Raw genomic sequence first — 18366 nt, forward strand, 5'->3', positions numbered from 1 at the left:
CACGACAGGGGAACGGCAACGCCTTGCCTGTCGCCGCCCTGCTGGCCTTCGCCATGACCGGCTTCATCGCCATCCTCACCGAAACCCTGCCCGCCGGGCTGCTGCCACAGATCGGCCACGGCCTGCAGATCTCCGAGGCAATGGCCGGACAGTTCGTCACGCTTTACGCGCTGGGTTCGCTGCTGGCCGCCATGCCGCTGACCCTGGCCACCCAGCACTGGCCACGCCGGCGCACGCTGCTGACCGCCGTGGTCGGCTTCCTGCTGTTCAACACGCTGACCACCGTTGCGCCGAGCTACGGCGTGGCGCTGGTGTCACGTTTCATGGCCGGTGTGGCCGCAGGGCTGTCGTGGGGCATCCTGGCCGGCTACGCACGACGGCTGGTTCCCCCCCACCTGCAGGGCAAGGCGCTGGCCATCGCCATGGTCGGCACGCCACTGGCCCTGTCACTGGGGACACCGGCGGGTACCTGGATGGGCGCCGCACTGGGCTGGCGCGCCGCATTCGCGGTGATGTCCGCGCTGGCGGTGCTGCTGGTGGTGTGGATCCTCAAGGCAGTGCCCGACCTGCCCGGCCAGCGTGCCGAAGCACGCGCGCCGCTGCGTGCCGTACTGCGCCTGCGCGGCGTTGTCCCCGTGCTGGCCGTGATCATGGTCTGGATGCTGGGCCACAACGTGCTCTACACCTACGTGGCGCCCTATCTGGCCGCCCATGGGCTGCAGGCCCGCGTGGACACCGTGCTGCTGACCTTTGGCATCACCTCGCTGGCCGGCATCTGGATCATCGGTGCCACGGTGGACCGCTGGCTGCGACCACTGGTGCTGCTGTGCCTGGCAGGTTTCGGCATGGCCTCCCTGCTGCTGGCTACTGCCGCCACCGTGCCTTGGCTGGTCTATGCCGGTGTTGCCCTGTGGGGCCTGAGCTTTGGTGGCGCCGCCACGCTGCTGCAGACCGCCGCCGCCGATTGTGCCGGCCACCACGTGGATGTCGTGCAGGCCATGGTGACCACCTCCTGGAACCTCGCCATCGCCCTGGGCGGCCTGTCCGGCGGCGTGCTGCTGGCGCGCTTCGGCGGCAATGCCGCGCCGTGGGCGATGGCCGCGCTGTCCGTGCTGGCGCTGCTGCTGGCCGCCTGGGCCCGCCATGGCTTCCGACCGGGCATGCGCCATGGCCCTGCGATCACCGCGCACTGATCCCACGTCCCTTTCCCCCAACGCGAGACCCACCATGAAACGCCCCTCCCTGTTCCTCGCGGCCGCCCTGCTGGCGGCCACTGCCACAGCAACCGCCGCCACGGCACCCGCAGCCGATGAATTCCCGCTACCGGCCGGCTTCGCCTCGCAGTACCAGCAGATCGACGGCACCCGCCTGCACTACGTGGCCGGCGGCAACGGCCCCCTGGTCCTGCTGGTGCACGGCTTCGGCCAGGCCTGGTACGAGTGGCACCAGTTGATGCCCGAGCTGGCGCGCACTCACCGCGTGGTGGCGGTGGACCTGCCGGGCCTGGGCCTGTCATCGCCGCCGGCCAGCGGCTACGCCGGCGAAGAGATCGCCGCCACCCTGCACCGTTTCGCGCTGTCGCAGAGCAAGGGCCAGCCCTTCGATCTGGTGGCGCATGACATCGGCATCTGGAACACCTACCCGATGGCGGTGAAACACCCGCGCGACATCCGCCGGCTGGTGTACATGGAGGCACCGATTCCCGATGAAACGGTATATGACTTCCCCGCGTTCACCCCGCAAGGCGAATCACTGGTCTGGCACTTCAGTTTCTTCGCCGCGCAGCCACAACTGGCCGAGCGACTGATCGAAGGCCGGGAAAAACTGTTCCTGAGCCATTTCATCCGCGAGCACGCCACCAACAAGGCGGTCTTCGATGATGCCCTGCTCGACCGTTACGTCGCCTCCTATGCCAAGCCGCATACCTTGAACGCATCGTTCGAGTACTACCGCGCCCTCAACACCTCGGTGCAGCAGAACATCCGCCTGCGCGTGCAGCCGCTGACGATGCCGGCCCTGGCCATCGGTGGCGGCGGCCACGGTGGCATGGGACAGTTCCAGGTGCAGCAGATGCAGCGCTACGCCAGCAACGTGCAGGGCCATGTGCTGCCGGGCTGCGGGCACTGGCTGCCGGAAGAATGCGCCGCCCAGCTCAATCCGCTGGTGGTCGATTTCCTCACCGGCAACAAGTAGGCCACGGCGGGGTGGTGCCATCGGTCCACCCCGCTTCCGGCGCTTGTCGCGCCAATTGTTACTATATAACATTCGCCCCCGTTTATTCAGAGGGGGTCCCCCATGCGTTACCACCTGCTTGCCGCGGCCATCGCGCTGAGCGTCCAGAGCGTCCATGCCGCCGACGATGTCACCCTGCCCACCCTGCGCGTGCAGGCCGATGCGCCCTCGCGCGTGGATACCGTCGTCACCGTGCCGAACGACCGCGTGCAGAGCCGTACGCTGGGCGATGTGCTGCAACAGGTCTCCGGCGTGCAGAGCACGGCCTTCGGGCCGAATGCCGGGGCGCCGGTCATCCGCAGCCTCAGCGGCAGCCGGGTGCAGATCCTGGAAGACGGGCAGTCGATCCTGGGCATGAACGCGCTGAGCGGCGACATCAACGTGCCGTTCGATCCGCTGTTCGTACGCAGCGTCACCGTCAACAAGTCCTCCGATACCGTGCGCTATGGCGGCAACGCCATCGGCGGCAGCGTCACCATCGATACGGGCATCCTGTCCCGGCAGATGGAGGACAAGGACCAGACGATGGAGCTGGTGCTGCGCAAGGGCTTCAACGCCGCCGACGCGCAGGGCTTCCGCATGAACTTCAACAACCAGCGCAACGTATCCACCAACCTGCAGGTGTCCACCCAGCGCATTTCGCACTACGACATCCCCGGCAACAGCAAGGCCAGCGCCTGCAACAGCGCGCTGTTCCCGGCCGCCGGCGGGGTGAACACCGCCCTGGCCGATGCCTGCCAGAAGGAAGCGCGCGTGCAGCAGGTGTACAACAAGGCGTCCCAGCCCTATATCGACCAGTTCATGACCGAGAATCCGGACTGGGCCGATGGCGAGTTCTCGTTCTACACCAGCAGCCCGACCTCGGTCTGGCAGCGCCGCACCTACACCAACCCGGCCAACCCGCTGTATGTGTCGGGCACGCCCTCGTACGTGCAGCAGAAGATCAACAACGATGTCACGCCTGACTACCACCACACCCTGGGCAACAGCTACTTCAGGAACGCGCAGGTCGCGCTGGGCTCGACCTACTTCTTCGACCGCGGCCATGTGGGCATCAGCGTGGATGCCAAGGACAGCGACTACGGCGTGCCGGGGTTCTCGATGCAGAACCTGTCCTTCGGCTCCAACTATGCCAAGGACCTGCCGGTGGGCGTGGTCATCAAGCAGGAAAAGTACGCACTGGAAGCGCAGCTGCGCGATCCGCTGCCGTACCTGGACCGCGCGGAGCTGCGCGTTTCCCGGCTGCACAACACCTCCGGTGAGCGGCTGGGGGCCAGCACGGCAAATGACTTCCAGTTCGACACCACCCAGGCCGAGCTGCTGCTGGCGCATCGCCGGGTGGGGCCGCTGTCGGGCGTGCTGGGCCTGAGCCGGCAGGAACGCGAGGTGACCGGCACCGGCCCACAGCGCTACCTGCCCGATGTCACCACCGGCAGTACCGCCGTGTTCGTGAAGGAAACACTGGACGTTGACTGGGCTTCTTTCGATGCAGGCTTCCGCCACGAACGCATCGACCATGACGTGCAGGACAGCGGCTTCAAGCGCGCGCGCAATTCGGCCAACACCGCCCTGGAAGACCGTGCTTTCCGCCTGAACAGCTATTCGCTCGGTGGCCTGGTGGAACTGGGCCGGTTGTTCGGGGCCAAGCTGCGCTATTCCTCCTCGCAGCGTGCACCGGAAATCAACGAGCTGTACGCCAGCAACCCGCACTACTCCATCATGACCCAGGAAGAAGGCAACCAGAACCTCAAGCCCGAGCGCGCCAGGACCCTGGAACTGACCGGCCTGTTCCATGTGGGAGGCTTCGAGCTGAGCGCCACCGGCTACCGCATGCGCTACGAAAACTACCTGTACCTGGGCTACTCGGGCCTGCAGACCGGCAACCGCCTGCCACTGAAATACTGGAAGCAGACCGACACCACGGTGAAGGGCCTGGAGATCGACGCCCGCCAGGCGCTGGAGCTGGGCCGAGGCGGCACGCTGCAGCTTTCCGCCTTTGCCGACCTGGTACGCAACCGCGCCGACGCGCCCGACGCGCTGCGCGCGCACAACGATGGCCTCTACCTGCCCAACATGCCGACCAACCGCTACGGTGCCAATGTGGCCTGGGAACGCGGCCCCTGGAAAGCACGCCTGTCGGGCACCTACTACGCCACACAGAAGTACCTGGGCAGGAACGTGAGCGAGGAGATCCCGCTGGATGCGTTCACGCTGGTGGACGCACAGATCAGCCGTGAAATCCCGCTGCGCACGGCCTATGTGAGCGGGCTGGAAGTGTTCCTCAGCGGCTCCAACCTGCTCGACCAGGACGCCCGCCCGCACAACTCGCCGCTGAAATACATCGCCCCGCTGCCGGGGCGTGGGTTCCAGCTGGGCGTGACCGTGCGGATGTAACCTGCGGCCTAGGCCACCGCCATGTGCGCGGCCAGATGATCGATCAGCGCCGACACCCGCCGCGACGGCGTGGTGCCGGCGAACACCGCAAACAGATCCACCGAGGGCAGCGCGAAGGCGTCCAGTGCCACCTGCAGCCTGCCCTCGCGCAGTTCCTGGGCGATCTCCCAGCGGTTCTTGATCATCACGCCCACGCCCTGCTCGGCCCAGGCACGCAGCACCCCGCCATCGTTGGCGGCGCGGTCACCGCTTACCCGCACCGCCGTGGTCACCCCGTCGATCAGGAACGGCCAGGTGGCGAACGGCACGCCGGGCCGGTGCAGGATCAGGCAGTTGTGCGTGGCCAGCTGTACCGGATGCGTGGGCAGGCCGCGTTGCGCCCAATAGGCCGGCGCGGCACAGACCACGCGCTGGCTGCGCAGCAGCAACCGCGAGCGCAGCGATGAATCCTCCAGCGGCCCGTTGCGGATGGCCAGATCGATGTTCTGCCCGACCAGATCGACCACCCCGTCGCCCAGGTGCAGTTCCACGCTGACGCCGGGGTGCAGCGCCAGGAACCGGTCGAGCAACGGCGCCAGCATGCGCCGGCCGAAATCACGGGTAGCGGTGATGCGGATGCGGCCCGACAGCGCCCCCCCCTGCGCCAGCTCATCCAGCGTGGTCTGCCATTGCGCCAGCAACCGCCGTGCATCGGCCAGGAAGCGCTCGCCTTCCTGGGTGAAGGCGAGATTGCGCGTGGAGCGGGTGATCAGCCGCGCGCCGGCCTGGGTTTCCAGCTGCTGCAGGGCCAGGGTCACCGTGGACGGGGCCACCGCGTGCTGGCGTGCCGCGGCGGAAAAGCTGCCGGCTTCGGCAATGCCGACGAACAGGCGAAGCGCTTCGAAGGTGTCCATGGGCCTTGGCCTGCAGCGGAAATTATTTTTCGAGATTCTCGAAAAGTATTGGCGAATCCGGGTGGATTATCAATGCGACTGCAATGACGGATCGTGACCGGGTCTTCCCCCACACAGGTTCACCATGCAGATCGATTTTTCCGGGCGCCGGGTACTGATCACCGGCTCCACCAGCGGCATCGGCTTCGCCGCCGCACGCGGTTTCCTTGCCGCCGGGGCGCAGGTCATCCTCAATGGCCGCAGCCAGGCCCGCGTGGACGCCGCGCTGGACAGGCTGGGCGCACCGGCCCCGCAGGCTGTCGGGCATGCCGGTGACCTGGGCAGCGCCGAGGGCTGCGCGCAGCTGGTCCAGCGCTTCCCGCAGGTGGACATCCTGGTCAACAACCTGGGCATCTTCGGCCCGCAGGATTTCTTCGCCACCGATGATGCCACCTGGGACACCTTCTTCCAGACCAATGTGATGTCCGGGGTGCGTCTGGCCCGCGCGTATGCACCGGGCATGGCCGAGCGCGGCTTCGGCCGCATCGTGTTCGTGTCATCCGAATCGGCATTGAACACCCCGGCGGACATGATCCACTACGGCTTCACCAAGACCGCGCAGCTGGCGGTGTCGCGCGGCCTGGCCAAGCGCCTGGCCGGCAGCGGCGTGACCGTCAACGCGGTGCTGCCCGGCCCGACCCTGTCCGATGGCGTGGCCGACATGCTGCAGGAGGAAGTCACGCGCAGCGGCCGGTCGCTGGAAGAGGTGGCCACCGCCTTCATCGCCGAGCACCGGGGCTCCTCCATCCTGCGCCGCGCCTCCACGGTGGAGGAAGTGGCCAACATGATCCTCTACACCAGCTCGTCGCAGGCTTCGGCCACCACCGGCGCTGCGCTGCGCGTGGATGGCGGCGTGGTCGACACCATCGCCTGATCGCCTCTTTCAAGGACTATTTCCATGATTGCCAACATTGCCGATTTCCTGGCCAGCCGCCGCACCACCAACCTGTTCGATCCGGACCAGCGCCTGGACGATGCGCAGCTGCGCGATCTGGTGCGCATTGCCAGCACCGCGCCCAGCGCCTTCAACCTGCAGAACTGGCGCTTCATCGCGGTGCGCAGCGAGGAGGCCAAACAACGCCTGCGTGCCGTGGCCTGGGACCAGGCGAAGATCACCGATGCTGCCGCCACCTTCATCATGGTGGGCGAACTGGCCGACCACCGTACCCTGCCCGCCCGTCTGCAGGGCGCGGTGGATGCCGGTTTCATGCCGGCCGAGATGGTGCCGGGCTGGGAAGGCGCAGCGCGCAGCCTGTATGCCGACCAGCCGCAGCGCCAGCGCGATGAGGCCGTGCGCAGCGCCACTTTCGCGGCCACCACGCTGATCCACGCTGCACGCACCCTCGGCCTGGGCGCCGCACCGATGATCGGCTTCGATGCCGACGCGGTGGCGCGCGAATTCGGGCTGGGTACACAGGATGTGCCGGTGATGCTGCTGGCCATCGGCGTGGCCCTGCCGGAGAACTGGCCGCAGAAGCCGCGCCGGCCGGTCGCCGAACTGCTGCAGTTCGCCTGACGCACGCTACCTGCACAAAAGAGCCCGGAACGCCCCGCAGGGGGCGTTCCCCGGTTCACCGGCCCGGCAGCGGCTGCCCCTTGCCAGTACACGGCAGGACAACCCAGTATCAGCCCATTACCGCATCGGGTGAACGGCAATGCGCGTTGTGTTCCTGCATGGCCCGGCCGCGTCCGGCAAGCACACCATCGGCACCTTGGTAGCGCGCCAGCTCGGCATCCCGCTGTTCCACAACCATCTTGCCGTCGATGTCGCGCTGTCCCTGTTCGCGTTTGGTACGGCGGGTTTCCAGCGCATCCGTGCCGGCCTGTGGCAGCTGTGCTTCGACGAAGCGGCTGCAGCCGGACAGTCGTTTGTCTTTACCTTCCATCCCGAGGCCAGTGTTGACCCCGGCCTTGTGCAGCATCTTGTTGCCCGCGTGGAGGCCCATGGCGGCACCGTCGCGTTTGTCGAACTGGCCTGTTCGGTTGACGCCACGCTGGCGCGACTGGGGGAACCAAGCCGCAAGGCGTTCAAGAAACTGGCCGATCCAGCGCTGTACCTTTCCATCGAACAATCCGGCGGCTTCTCGTTTCCCCCGTTGCCAACGCCCGTTGTGAGAGTGGATACCGAACTGCACGGCCCCCAGCAGGCGGCGGACATCATCGTCGCGGCGCTGGGGACCGGCTGATTCACGGGCGCAGGCAGCGCTCGGCCTGTTCGGACAGCGCCGCACAGGCACGGAACAACCCATCGACCACATGGGCTTTGGGCTGCAGGGCTGGGCCATCGTCCTCGCGCGCCACATGCGCGGCGTGCAGCACGGCCAGCACCGCCGATACACCGGACAGGCTGCGCGTGGCACGCGCCAGATCGAGCGCGCGGCCAGGCGTCAGCCGCAGTTCCGACCAGGGCTCGCCATCGGCACAGTGGCCGCGGCCATGGTCGTCCAGCACGGTGAAGAACGCAGGCGTGGGCGCGTTCTCGGCGGCATCGCAGAGTGCGTCTTCCATCTTTTCGGCCAGGGCAGTGGGAAGTTCGCGCACTGCATCGCCGATCAACGCATGCAGACGAGGGTAACAGGGAAGTAGAACGGACATGGCGGCAACCTCGCAGGTCTGTGGCCACCTGCAGCTGCAAGGTGGCGGACGGTGCGGGTTGGCGTGCCGGATACATACCGCTGAAGCCGGCGGATCACAGATCCCCACACACCGTCCGCCATGAACGGGCAGACGATGCATTGTCGGGACAGCAGCAGACGCTGCAAGCCCGACCCGGTGCGGTATGTAAGTTCAGGACGCCAATCCCGGCCAGGACAGGTGCCCTGGCGCGGCCATGCTCCCGGCCTGCCACGCCTGTGAGCAATCGGAAAACCCCGCATTACGTGCTGAACTGCGGCGCTTTTCGCCTTGGCATCGTGTTGCGTGATCCAACGCACGGCGCCAATGCGGACGCGCTCAACGTCCGCCTGTGACCCTGCGCTGGTTGCTCCCCTAGCCAACCCAGCCAGCTGTCGCGGTCACGCCCGAATGCGACAGCTGGCGCGCCTCATCATCCCGCTGTCCTGCCCTGCCCCAACGCCGCCAGCACCGTGCGCAGTGCTTGCTGCGCGCGCCGGTTCTCGGCCGGTGTGCCGATGCTGATGCGTACCCAGGTGGCATAGGGCGCGAACACGCGCGCCACCCGCACGCCGTGCTGCAGCAGCGCGGCGGCCACCTCCGCATGGGCGTGGCCACTGTCGAAGAACACGAAATTGCCGGCCGCACGGGTCGAGCGCAGCTGCAGTGATGCCAGCACCGCCTGCCAGCGCTCGCGCTCGGTGGCCACCTGCGCACGCACGCGGGCAACATGCGTACGGTCAGCCAGCGTGGCACTGGCCGCGGCCAGCGACAGCTGGTTCTGCGCATGGGCGCCACCCACACCCCGCGCACGCAAGGCATCGGCCAGCGCACGCGGCGCCAGCGCATAGCCCACCTGCAGGCCCGCCAGCGCGTGGATCTTGCCGAGGGTGCGGAACACCACCACGTTCTGGCCCTGGCGCAGCAGGCGCACCGCCGTGAGCGCGGCGGCATCGTCGCGATAATCCAGATACGCCTCGTCCACGATCACCAGCGTCTTCGCCTGTGCGGCGGTGACGAATGCATCGAACGCGGCGCCGGGACTGAGCGTGCCCGACGGGTTGTGCGGATTGACCACGAACAGCGCGCGCGTGTCGGCGCTGATCGCGGCCAGCAGCGCCGGCAGGTCGTTCTCCAGCGCCGCGTTGAGCGGCACTTCCACGGCACGGCCGCCGAACGGTGCGGCGGCATCGACCAGCGCACCGTAGCCCGGCACCGAATAGATGAAGCCACCGGCGCCCTGGCGCAGCGCCAGGTGCTGGCCCAGCGCTTCAAGCACCTCGCCCACGATCACCTGTTCCGGTGCCACGCCTTCCAGTGTGGCGATCTGCCGTTGCAGCGCCAGCAGCTGGTCATTGCCCACATAGCGTGGTGCTTCGGCCAGCGCCCGTTGCACGGCCGGGGCCACCGTTGGCGAGGGGCCGTAGCTGCTTTCATTGAGGTCCAACCGCAGCAGCCCGGCCGGTGCAGTGGGCGCAATCGGGGCGGCGGCGGACGTTCGCCCGGCGACGGCAGCCAGCGCCACGGTGGCCGCCCCGGCCACGCCGGTACGCAACCAGCGGCGACGGCCGGGGTCCAGCGGCGCGGTGTCGGTGGCAGGTGCGGTGGTCATCGGCAAGGTCTTCATCAGAAACGGGTCTCCACACGCGCGTAGTAGTAGGTGCCGCTCCAGCCATAGGGCGACAGTTCGCTGTACGGAAACACCCCGAAGGTATCCGCACCGGACACCTGTGGCGTGGTGGCGATGTTGCGGGTGGGATAGGTGTTGAACAGGTTGTTGGCGCCGATCACCACGGTGACCGCCTCGCTGGCGCGGAACGCGATGTCCAGATCGGTCACCCAGCTGGCCTGCAGCTTCTGGATCACATCCAGATTGCCGGCCGTGCCCGCCTCGGTCGGCAGCGTGCGGAACCGCGTGCTGCCCTGCGCGAACAGCGCGACGTTGGCCGCACTCTGGTTGGTGGCCGCCACGCCTTCAATCTCGCCATAGCGGTGCGTGCCCAGGTTGATGCCCCAACGGCCGATCTCCCAGGCCAGCGCCAGAGTGAGGTTGTCGCGGGGCTGGCCCTTTTCCACCCGCGTGCGCTCGGTGATGTCGAACAGCGGCGTGCGCACCCCCAGCGCGGCCAGCTGCGCAGGCGTGCTGGCCACTCGGGTCAGCTCGGTCTTGTTGCGGTTGTAGCCCAGCGTTGCGGTCAGGCGGCCATGCTCGGCCAGTTCCCAGCGGTAGCGGGCCGATACATCGATGCCGGTGGTGCGGGTATCGGCGGCGTTGCTGAAGTAGCGCACGCTGGTGACGCCCGGCGAACCGAGCGACGCCAGGTAATTGCGGATGGCGTTGGAGCCGGCCGCATCGACGAAGTTGCTGGACAGGAAGATGCGGTCATCGATATCGATGCGGTACACATCCAGCGAGGCACTCAGCCCGCCCAGGCCCCAGGTCAGCCCGGCAGTCAGGTTGGTGGCCTTTTCCGGGTCCAGCGGCCGCGCGCCCAGCGCACGCGCCTCCACCGAGCCGACCGGCGCGGTGCGCACCAGCACGTACTCCGGCAGGCCGGTGACTGCATTGTTCAACGTGCGGCTGCTGGTGGAGCTGAAGTACTGCTGGGCCAGTGCCGGTGCATGGAAGCCGGTACTGGCCGAGGCACGCAGGGCCAGCCCGCCCTCCAGCTGGTAACGCAGCGCCAGCTTGCCGTTGGTGGTGCTGCCGAAATCGCTGTAGTCCTCCCAGCGCCCGGCCAGCGACACCAGCAGGCGGTCGGTCAGCTCGGTTTCCGCCTCGGCATAGGCCGATACGTTGTGCCGGTGGTAGTTGCCGGCGTCCACCGGCTGGATGCCGGCAAACCCCTGCGAGCCGATGGTCGGCACGCTGCCGGCCGACGGGCCATCAAGCACCCGGTACGGCCCCCATACATACGAGGCCAGTTCACCGGCACGGATGCCGTAGGTATCACGGCGGAACTCGGCGCCCACCGCCAGCCGCAGCGGTGCATGCCACCCGATATCGAAGCTGTTGTTCGCATCCAGGTTGGTGGTCCACTGCGAGGCCAGCAGCGCACCGTTGTAGAACGCGGTGGGGCTGTCGGCGCCCAGCGTGGCGTTGAGCGTGTTGCGCGTGCGGTAGACCAGCTTGTTGCGGCCATAGACGCTGCTCAGGTCCCAGTGCCAGTCACCGGCCAGGCCCTTGATGCCCGCGCCGAAGGACGCATTGGTGCTGCGCGTATCGACCCAGGGCAGGAAGCCATCCGGGTAGATGGCGCGCACGTTTTCCGGCTGGCCGGCACGGCGCAGCGAGGCATTGGAACTGCCCTCGCTGACCCCGTAGCCCCCGAAGGCATACGCCTCCAGACCTTCGGCCCACGGCAGCGGCTTGCGCAGATTGCCGAACACGGTCTTTTCCACGGTGTCGGCCGAATCGGCGAAGCGCCACAGCGCATCGCGATCGATGGTCGCCTCGCGCGGATCGGCCACCGCACCGCCGGCGGCCCCGCCAATCGGCGCCAGCCCGGTACCGGAACCATACGTGCCCGAAGGTGCAACCGGCGCGCCGTTGCGGCCAATGCCGAAATACTGCTGGCGCGTATCCGCCAGCGCGCGGTCAGCGGCCTTGCGGTCGCGATAGTCCCAGGTCAGGTGCAGGCCACCGCCCCCGGCAAACGCCACGCCGGTATCCAGCGCCACGCTGGTGGTATCACCGCCACCATCACGGGTACGGCCATGGCTGATACGCCCCTCGAAGCCATCGTCCTCACGCAGCACGATGTTGATGACACCGGCAATGGCATCGGACCCGTACTGCGCCGACGCACCATCGCGCAGTACTTCCACGCGCTGGATCGCACTGACCGGAATGGCGTTGAGATCGGTGGACACCGCCCCCTTGCCGACCGTGCCGCCGGTATTGACCCAGGCGCTGGCATGGCGGCGCTTGCCATTGACCAGCACCAGTGTCTGGTCTGGCGACAACCCGCGCAGCGTGGCCGAACGAATGTGTGTGTTGCCATCCGGCGTGGTCGGGTGCGGGAAATTGAAGGAAGGCAGCAGCGCCTGCAGGATCTGGCTGATATCGGTATAGCCGCTGCGGCGGATCTCCTCGGCACCGAGCACATCGATGGGCACCGGTGATTCCAGCACGGTACGCGCCTGGGTGCGGTTGCCCAGCACGCTGACCTGATCGAGCTGGGTGACGGCAGCCGCAGTACCGCCCGACTGGGCCTGTGCGGCGGGCGCCAGCGAGAGGCCGGCCAGCAGACTGCTGGCAACGGCGAAGGACAAGCGACCGCGTCGCGGTGCGATGGCGCGAAGCTGCATGGACACTCCAGCAAGGTACGCGCACGGGTGCGCGTGGCGGTTGGGAGAACGACAGGTTGGTGTCCCATTGCTTCCCCAAGGGACTACCCCATCGTGCCGCCCTGCTGCGACGCGTCAATCGGTGTGGCGGGCAATGCAGCGCCGCTGCCACAACGGCCCACGGAGCCATCGGCATAAGGTACTGATTTCATTCATGCCAAGCGCGGCGGCATGGCCCGCACCAGAAGGCGTGGGCATGAAGTGATAGCCACTGGTTCGCAGCGTGCGGTGGCGGCCGTGCCGCTTTTGTTACGGACTGCGCAGCATTGGCACCGCCCGAGGTGTTCTAGCGCACGTTGTACAGCACGGCCGCGCCGGGTCGCGGCTCGAAGGCCGGCACCGTCTGCTGGACGAGCGCCGTGCCCTTGGCATCCCACACCAGGGTCTGGACCGGATACTCATCCTTGCGGGTCATCTCATCGATCCTGCCGACGATGACCGCACTGGCCGCCGGCACATCGGGATTCCAGGTGAACACACCCAACCGGCCGTAGAACGCGGCCGGCGCGGCTGCATCCAGGCGACGGTCCGGGCACATCACCAGTCCACGCTCGAGCATCACCCGCAGCGCGCCCACCGGGACCTTCTTCACCGTCGGCGTGGTGCGTTCGGTGCTGTGGCCGGGGCAGACATTGGCGGCACGGGTGACCATGTTCTCCGCCACCTCGCGATCGGATTGTGCCAGCGCCAATGCGGGCAACAGGCACAGTGGCAACACGGCAAGATGGGACATCCGGGTCATGGGCAGGTTCCTTTCAGGGGTACCCGGGGACCGTAGCAATGCCGGGGGCAGGAAGTGCAAATGTGGTGTGAGGGGTCAGCTCGCCACTGCGGGAAGAGACAGTTCCACGCGCCCCGGGGCCGCGGACACAACGCCGATATGCACCTGTCTCACAAAGTGATGCGACTGAAGGCCCCTCCCCCTTGCAGCCACCAATCTAACACTGTTAGATTTCGCGCCTAACAACGTTAGATAGACTGCCAATGCGCCGATCCATCGGGCGGGACAACATCGTGGCCGCCGCCTTCAAGATCCTCGACGAGGACGGCCTGGACGGCCTGACCCTGCGCAAGGTGGCGTGCTCGCTGTGCATCCGCGCGCCCTCGCTGTACTGGCACTTCAAGAGCAAGCAGGCGCTGATCGATGCCATGGCCGACGCCATGGTCAGCGAGGTGGCCGTGGCCATTCCGGCCGGGCAACCGTGGCGGCAGACCCTGCTGCAGATCGCCCGTGAGTTCCGCCAGGCGTTCAAGGCCCATCGCGATGGTGCGCGGGTCTATGCCGGCACCTTCCTGGCCACCGAAAACGTGCTGCGGGTGGGCGAAGCCAGCATCACCGCGCTGGTCGGCGCTGGGGCGTCGATACGCTTTGCCGCCACCACCTCGATGGACCTGGTGTATTACGCGATGGGCTTTGTGATCGAAGAGCAGGCCTGGCCGGGTGATGGCAGCATGGAGGCGCTGGGCGAGGCCTTCATGGCGCTGGCCGAAGCCCGCTTCCCGCAGTGCTGGGCGGCCCGCGATACCTGGAGCGAAACCGACTTCGACGGGCGCTTCGAGCAGGGGCTGGGCCTGATGCTCGACGGCATCGAACTGCACCTCTCGCGCAACCGCTGATTCGCCGCTGTTTCCCTTTTTCTTCCTGCTGTTCCGACCCGGAAAGCCCTTCATGCGTGCACCCTTCTTCCGCACTTTTTCCCTGATCCTGGCCACGGCCCTGCTGGCCGCCTGTGGCAGCAAGGATGACAAGGCACCGGCCGATGCGGCGGCAACCAGCTCGGCCCTGCCGGTCTCGCTGGCACCGGCACAGTCGCAGACGATGGCACGCACGGTGCTGGTGTCCGGCCCGGTCAGCGCCTACGAGGAAATGCAGCTGGGCGTGGAAATCAGCGGCCAGCGCGTGACTGCCCTGCCGGTGGAAGTGGGCCAGTGGGTGAAGCGTGGGCAGGTGCTGCTGCAGCTGGACCACCGCACCCTGGACAGCGAACTGGCCCAGGCCGAGGCGTCACTGCGCCAGGCCCAGGCATCGCAGGAACTGGCACGCATGAACTACGAGCGCAGCGCCAAGCTGGCCGCCCAGCAGCTGATCAGCGCCAGCAGCCTGGATGAGCTGCGTGCCAACCGCATCAATGCCGAAGCACAGACCGCCACCGCGCGCGCCGCGCGTGATGCCGCCCAGCTGCGCCGGGATTTCGCCGACCTGCGCGCACCGGCCGATGGCCTGGTGTCCAAGCGCCTGGTGCAGCCCGGCCAGGTGGTATCGGCCGGCAACGAACTGCTGCGACTGATCCGCGATGGGCGCCTGGAATGGCGTGCCGAACTGCCGGAAAACCAGCTGGCCGACGTGGCCGTCGGCAATACGGTGGAACTGTCCTACGGCGGCCAGACCGTCAGCGGCCGCATCCGCGCCGTCACCCCGGGCGTGGACGGGCAGACCCGCACCGGCACCCTGTATGCCGACCTGCCCGAACCGGGCCCGCTCAAGCCCGGCATCTTCGTCGATGGCCGCATCGTGACCGGCGAGGGCCCGATGCTGACCATCCCCACCGCCGCCATCGTGCAGCGCGACGGCCACAGCTATGTGTACACCGTCAACGACAAGCAGCAGGCAGTGCGCCACCGCGTCAGCACCGGCCAGGCCGTGCAGGGCCGCACGGCCATCGTGCAGGGCCTGAAGGCCGGTGACCAGGTGGTGGTCGATGGCGCCGGCTTCCTCGGCGAGGGTGACCGCGTGCGTGTGGTGGCCGCGACCAAGGCGGCCGCACGATGAACTTCTCCGCCTGGGCGATCAAGCGCCCCCTGCCTGCGCTGCTGATCTTCTTCGTGCTGTGCGTGGCCGGGCTGTGGGGCTTCCACCAGCTGCCGGTGGCGCGCTTCCCCGACATCGCCTTCCCGATGACCACGATCACGGTCACCCAGCCGGGCGCGTCGCCCAGCCAGCTGGAAGCCGAAGTGACCCGCAAGATCGAAGACTCGGTGGCCACGGTCAACAACGTGAAGCGGGTGATTTCCTCGGTCACCGAGGGCGTCAGCACCACCACCATCGAGTTCCAGCTGGAAGCCGACCTGGCCACCGCGCTGGACGACACGCGCAACGCGGTCACCCGCATCCGCACCGATCTGCCGCAGGACATCCAGGAACCGGTGGTCTCCAAGGTGGACATCGGCGGCTCGCTGATGACCTATGCGCTGGTGGCCCCGCACATGACCACCGACGAAGCCAGCTGGTTCGTCGACCGTGACGTCTCGCGTGCGATGTACGGCGTGCCCGGCGTGGCGCGGGTGACGCGCATCGGCGGCGTCAAGCGCCAGGTGCGGGTGGACCTGGACCCCAATGCCCTGCTGACCCTGGGCATCACCGCCGGCGATGTATCGCAGCAGCTGGCGCGCATCCAGGTCGAGCGTGCCGGTGGCAAGACCGAAGTGGAAGGCGCGCAGCAGACCATCCGCACGCTGGGCACGGTGGCCGACGCACAGGCGTTGCGTGACTATTCCATCGCGCTGCCCGACGGCCGCGCGGTGCGCCTGTCCACGCTGGCCACGGTGACCGACGCCGCCGCCGACCCCACCGAAGCGGCGCTGCTGGATGGCAAGGGCGTGGTGGCGTTCTCGATGTCGCGCACCCGCGGTTCCAGCGAAGTGAAGGTGGAAGCCGGCGTGCATGCCGCGCTGGACAAGATCAAGGCCGACCATCCGGGCATCGATTTCCGCCTGGTCACCACCGCCATCGACGAAACGCACCGCTCCTACGACTCCTCGATGACCATGCTCTACGAGGGCGCGTTCCTGGCGCTGCTGGTGGTGTGGCTGTTCCTGCGTGACTGGCGGGCGACCTGGGTTTCCGCGCTGGCGCTGCCGCTGTCGATCATCCCCACCTTCGCGGTGATGTACTGGTTCGGCTTCACCCTGAACATGATCACCCTGCTGGCCTTGTCGGTGGTGGTGGGCATCCTGGTGGACGATGCGATCGTGGAGATCGAGAACATCGTGCGCCACCTGCGCATGGGCAAGCCGCCGCTGGAAGCGGCGCGCGAAGCGGCCGGCGAGATTGGCAACGCGGTCATCGCCACCTCGCTGACACTGGCCGCGGTGTTCGTGCCGGTGGCCTTCATGCCCGGCATCGCCGGCAAATTCTTCCGCGAGTTCGGCTGGACCGCCGCCACGGCCGTGCTGTTCTCGCTGCTGGTGGCACGCCTGCTGACGCCGATGATGGCCGCCTACCTGCTCAAGCCGCACGGCGAGGAAAAGCCCGAATCGCGCCTGATGGGCTGGTACCTGGGCTGGGTGGATGCCGCCCTGCGCCACCGTGGCCGCACGCTGTGGCTGGCCACCGGCCTGTTCGTGGCTTCGCTGGCACTGGTGCCGCTGATCCCGGCCACCTTCATCCCGCAGTCGGACCTGGGCCGCAGCAACCTCAACCTGGAACTGCCGCCAGGCACGCGCCTGCAGGACACCGTGGCCGTGGCCGAGCATGCCCGTGCGCTGCTGAAGGACATTCCCGAGCTGAAGCAGGTCTACACCGCCGTCGGCAGCGTGCTGGACCTGGGCGACCCCAACGCCACCGGCGTGGGCGAGCCGCGCAAGGCCACGCTGGTGCTCGACTGGGGCACCGCCAGCACCCGCGAGCGCGACCAGCGCGTGCTGGAGCGCGACGCCCGCCAGCGTCTGGCCGACCTGCCCGGCGTGCGCGTGAGCTATGTCAGCTCCGAGCCGGGCAACCTGCTGCAGCTGGTGCTGTCCGGTGATGACCCGCAGCGCCTGCAGGAAGCCTCCACCGCGCTGGAGCGCGACCTGCGTGGCATCCAGGGGCTGGGCAGCGTCACCTCCACCGCTTCGCTGCTGCGGCCGGAAATCCAGATCGTGCCCAATGCCGCGCGCGCCGCCGATCTGGGCGTGGCCACGGCCGACATTGCCGAAGCCGCACGCATCGCCACCGCCGGCGACTACGAACAGCGCCTGGCCAAGCTCAACCTGCCCGACCGCCAGGTGCCGATCCGCGTGGGCTTTGCCGAAGCCACGCTGGCCGACCCGGCGCTGATCAGCCAGCTGCGCGTACCGGGCCGCAACGGACCGGTGCCGCTGGCCGCCGTGGCCGACATCCAGCAAGGCAGCGGCCCCTCGCAGATCTCGCGCTACCAGCGCCAGCGCAACGTCACCCTGACCGCCGAACTCAACGGCCGCCCGCTGGGCGATGTGATGACCGAAGTGCAGGCCCTGCCCAGCGTGAAGCAGCTGCCGCCCGGCGTGACCTTCCTCAACACCGGCGATGCCGAAGTGTTCGTGGAACTGTTCATCGGCTTCCTGCTGGCGATGGCCGCCGGCTTGATCTGCATCTACATGGTGCTGTTGCTGCTGTTCAACCATGCGCTGATGCCGGTGACCATCCTCGCCGCCGTGCCGCTGTGTGCCGGCGGTGCGTTCGGTGCACTGCTGATCACGCAGAACATGCTGTCACTGCCGGCCCTGATCGGCCTGCTGATGCTGATCGGCATCGCCACCAAGAACTCCATCTTGCTGGTGGACTACGCGGTGATGGCCGAAGACGAGCACGGCATGACCCAGCACGACGCACTGATCGACGCCTGCCGCAAGCGCGCCCAGCCGATCATCATGACCACCCTGGCGATGGGCGCGGGCATGATGCCGATTGCCCTGGGCTTTGCCGGTGATTCCAGCTTCCGCGCGCCGATGGCCATTGCCGTGATCGGTGGCCTGATTACCTCCACGCTGTTGAGCCTGATCGTGATTCCGGCCGCGTTTACGGTGGTGGATGACGTGGGGGAATGGCTGTCGCGGAAGTTCCGGCGGCGGTCTACGCATCCGGTGGGATGAGGGGAAAGTGAGG

14 protein-coding genes are annotated in these 18366 nt (G+C 67.7%); 9 read left to right on the forward strand and 5 right to left on the reverse strand.

The window, feature by feature from the left end; all coding sequences use genetic code 11:
* Window positions 1-23 precede the first annotated feature (23 nt).
* The 3 genes from Q9R17_RS00590 (at window position 24) to Q9R17_RS00600 (ending at window position 4626) form a co-directional block, all read left to right on the forward strand.
* Entirely contained in the window at window positions 24-1193 is a 1170-nt protein-coding gene (locus Q9R17_RS00590) for an MFS transporter (protein ID WP_308156535.1), read from the forward strand.
* Window positions 1194-1227: 34 nt separating this feature from the next.
* Window positions 1228-2193 (forward strand): alpha/beta hydrolase, encoded by a 966-nt coding sequence (locus tag Q9R17_RS00595; protein ID WP_308156536.1) that lies wholly within the window; start codon window positions 1228-1230, stop codon window positions 2191-2193.
* A gap of 102 nt (window positions 2194-2295) precedes the next feature.
* Window positions 2296-4626 (forward strand): TonB-dependent receptor, encoded by a 2331-nt coding sequence (locus tag Q9R17_RS00600; RefSeq protein WP_308156537.1) that lies wholly within the window; start codon window positions 2296-2298, stop codon window positions 4624-4626.
* An 8-nt stretch (window positions 4627-4634) separates the two neighbouring features.
* On the opposite strand, the gene Q9R17_RS00605 is transcribed toward Q9R17_RS00600, so the two are convergent.
* Entirely contained in the window at window positions 4635-5519 is an 885-nt protein-coding gene (locus Q9R17_RS00605) for a LysR family transcriptional regulator (protein WP_308156538.1), read from the reverse strand.
* Between the two features lie 124 nt (window positions 5520-5643).
* Here Q9R17_RS00605 and Q9R17_RS00610 point away from each other — a divergent pair, with 124 nt between their 5' ends.
* The 3 genes from Q9R17_RS00610 to Q9R17_RS00620 all read left to right on the forward strand — a co-directional run bounded on the left by Q9R17_RS00610 (window position 5644) and on the right by Q9R17_RS00620 (window position 7744).
* Window positions 5644-6432: an SDR family oxidoreductase gene (locus Q9R17_RS00610; RefSeq protein WP_308156539.1), complete on the forward strand. Its 789-nt coding sequence runs from the start codon at window positions 5644-5646 to the stop codon at window positions 6430-6432.
* Window positions 6433-6456: 24 nt separating this feature from the next.
* Window positions 6457-7074: a nitroreductase family protein gene (locus Q9R17_RS00615; protein ID WP_308156540.1), complete on the forward strand. Its 618-nt coding sequence runs from the start codon at window positions 6457-6459 to the stop codon at window positions 7072-7074.
* 139 nt (window positions 7075-7213) lie between these two features.
* Window positions 7214-7744 (forward strand): hypothetical protein, encoded by a 531-nt coding sequence (locus Q9R17_RS00620; RefSeq protein ID WP_308156541.1) that lies wholly within the window; start codon window positions 7214-7216, stop codon window positions 7742-7744.
* Between the two features lies 1 nt (window position 7745).
* Here the strand turns inward: Q9R17_RS00620 and Q9R17_RS00625 are convergent, their stop codons facing one another.
* The 4 genes from Q9R17_RS00625 to Q9R17_RS00640 all read right to left on the reverse strand — a co-directional run bounded on the left by Q9R17_RS00625 (window position 7746) and on the right by Q9R17_RS00640 (window position 13263).
* A complete protein-coding gene (locus tag Q9R17_RS00625; RefSeq protein ID WP_308156542.1) occupies window positions 7746-8153 on the reverse strand; it encodes a hypothetical protein in 408 nt (135 codons plus the stop codon).
* A 451-nt stretch (window positions 8154-8604) separates the two neighbouring features.
* Complete coding sequence (locus Q9R17_RS00630; RefSeq protein WP_308156543.1) at window positions 8605-9798, reverse strand: histidinol-phosphate transaminase; 1194 nt, start codon at window positions 9796-9798, stop codon at window positions 8605-8607.
* The gene (locus Q9R17_RS00635; protein ID WP_308156544.1) at window positions 9798-12482 is read right to left on the reverse strand and encodes a TonB-dependent receptor; all 2685 of its coding nucleotides are present in this window, start codon (window positions 12480-12482) and stop codon (window positions 9798-9800) included. Before Q9R17_RS00635 ends, Q9R17_RS00630 begins: the two co-directional genes overlap by 1 nt.
* Before the next feature lie 325 nt (window positions 12483-12807).
* Complete coding sequence (locus tag Q9R17_RS00640) at window positions 12808-13263, reverse strand: hypothetical protein (RefSeq protein WP_308156545.1); 456 nt, start codon at window positions 13261-13263, stop codon at window positions 12808-12810.
* 242 nt (window positions 13264-13505) lie between these two features.
* Between Q9R17_RS00640 and Q9R17_RS00645 the strand changes: the two genes are divergently transcribed.
* Genes Q9R17_RS00645 through Q9R17_RS00655 form a run of 3 tightly spaced genes read left to right on the forward strand, consistent with a single transcriptional unit; the run spans window position 13506 to window position 18353 of the window.
* On the forward strand, window positions 13506-14138 hold the full coding sequence (locus tag Q9R17_RS00645) for a TetR/AcrR family transcriptional regulator C-terminal domain-containing protein (RefSeq protein ID WP_308156546.1): 633 nt from the start codon (window positions 13506-13508) through the stop codon (window positions 14136-14138).
* A gap of 52 nt (window positions 14139-14190) precedes the next feature.
* On the forward strand, window positions 14191-15291 hold the full coding sequence (locus Q9R17_RS00650) for an efflux RND transporter periplasmic adaptor subunit (RefSeq protein ID WP_308156547.1): 1101 nt from the start codon (window positions 14191-14193) through the stop codon (window positions 15289-15291).
* On the forward strand, window positions 15288-18353 hold the full coding sequence (locus Q9R17_RS00655) for an efflux RND transporter permease subunit (RefSeq protein ID WP_308156548.1): 3066 nt from the start codon (window positions 15288-15290) through the stop codon (window positions 18351-18353). Before Q9R17_RS00650 ends, Q9R17_RS00655 begins: the two co-directional genes overlap by 4 nt.
* Window positions 18354-18366 lie beyond the last annotated feature (13 nt).

Source organism: Stenotrophomonas sp. 24(2023), from assembly GCF_030913365.1.
Lineage (GTDB): Bacteria > Pseudomonadota > Gammaproteobacteria > Xanthomonadales > Xanthomonadaceae > Stenotrophomonas.

Bases quoted from the DNA above. Each gene is read 5' to 3' on its own strand.
- Q9R17_RS00640 (WP_308156545.1), bottom strand. From the start codon at position 13,263: ATGACCCGGATGTCCCATCTTGCCGTGTTGCCACTGTGCCTGTTGCCC.
- Q9R17_RS00625 (WP_308156542.1), bottom strand. From the start codon at position 8,153: ATGTCCGTTCTACTTCCCTGTTACCCTCGTCTGCATGCGTTGATCGGC.
- Q9R17_RS00635 (WP_308156544.1), bottom strand. From the start codon at position 12,482: ATGCAGCTTCGCGCCATCGCACCGCGACGCGGTCGCTTGTCCTTCGCC.
- Q9R17_RS00655 (WP_308156548.1), top strand. From the start codon at position 15,288: ATGAACTTCTCCGCCTGGGCGATCAAGCGCCCCCTGCCTGCGCTGCTG.
- Q9R17_RS00650 (WP_308156547.1), top strand. From the start codon at position 14,191: ATGCGTGCACCCTTCTTCCGCACTTTTTCCCTGATCCTGGCCACGGCC.
- Q9R17_RS00610 (WP_308156539.1), top strand. From the start codon at position 5,644: ATGCAGATCGATTTTTCCGGGCGCCGGGTACTGATCACCGGCTCCACC.
- Q9R17_RS00595 (WP_308156536.1), top strand. From the start codon at position 1,228: ATGAAACGCCCCTCCCTGTTCCTCGCGGCCGCCCTGCTGGCGGCCACT.
- Q9R17_RS00600 (WP_308156537.1), top strand. From the start codon at position 2,296: ATGCGTTACCACCTGCTTGCCGCGGCCATCGCGCTGAGCGTCCAGAGC.
- Q9R17_RS00605 (WP_308156538.1), bottom strand. From the start codon at position 5,519: ATGGACACCTTCGAAGCGCTTCGCCTGTTCGTCGGCATTGCCGAAGCC.
- Q9R17_RS00645 (WP_308156546.1), top strand. From the start codon at position 13,506: ATGCGCCGATCCATCGGGCGGGACAACATCGTGGCCGCCGCCTTCAAG.
- Q9R17_RS00620 (WP_308156541.1), top strand. From the start codon at position 7,214: ATGCGCGTTGTGTTCCTGCATGGCCCGGCCGCGTCCGGCAAGCACACC.
- Q9R17_RS00630 (WP_308156543.1), bottom strand. From the start codon at position 9,798: ATGAAGACCTTGCCGATGACCACCGCACCTGCCACCGACACCGCGCCG.
- Q9R17_RS00615 (WP_308156540.1), top strand. From the start codon at position 6,457: ATGATTGCCAACATTGCCGATTTCCTGGCCAGCCGCCGCACCACCAAC.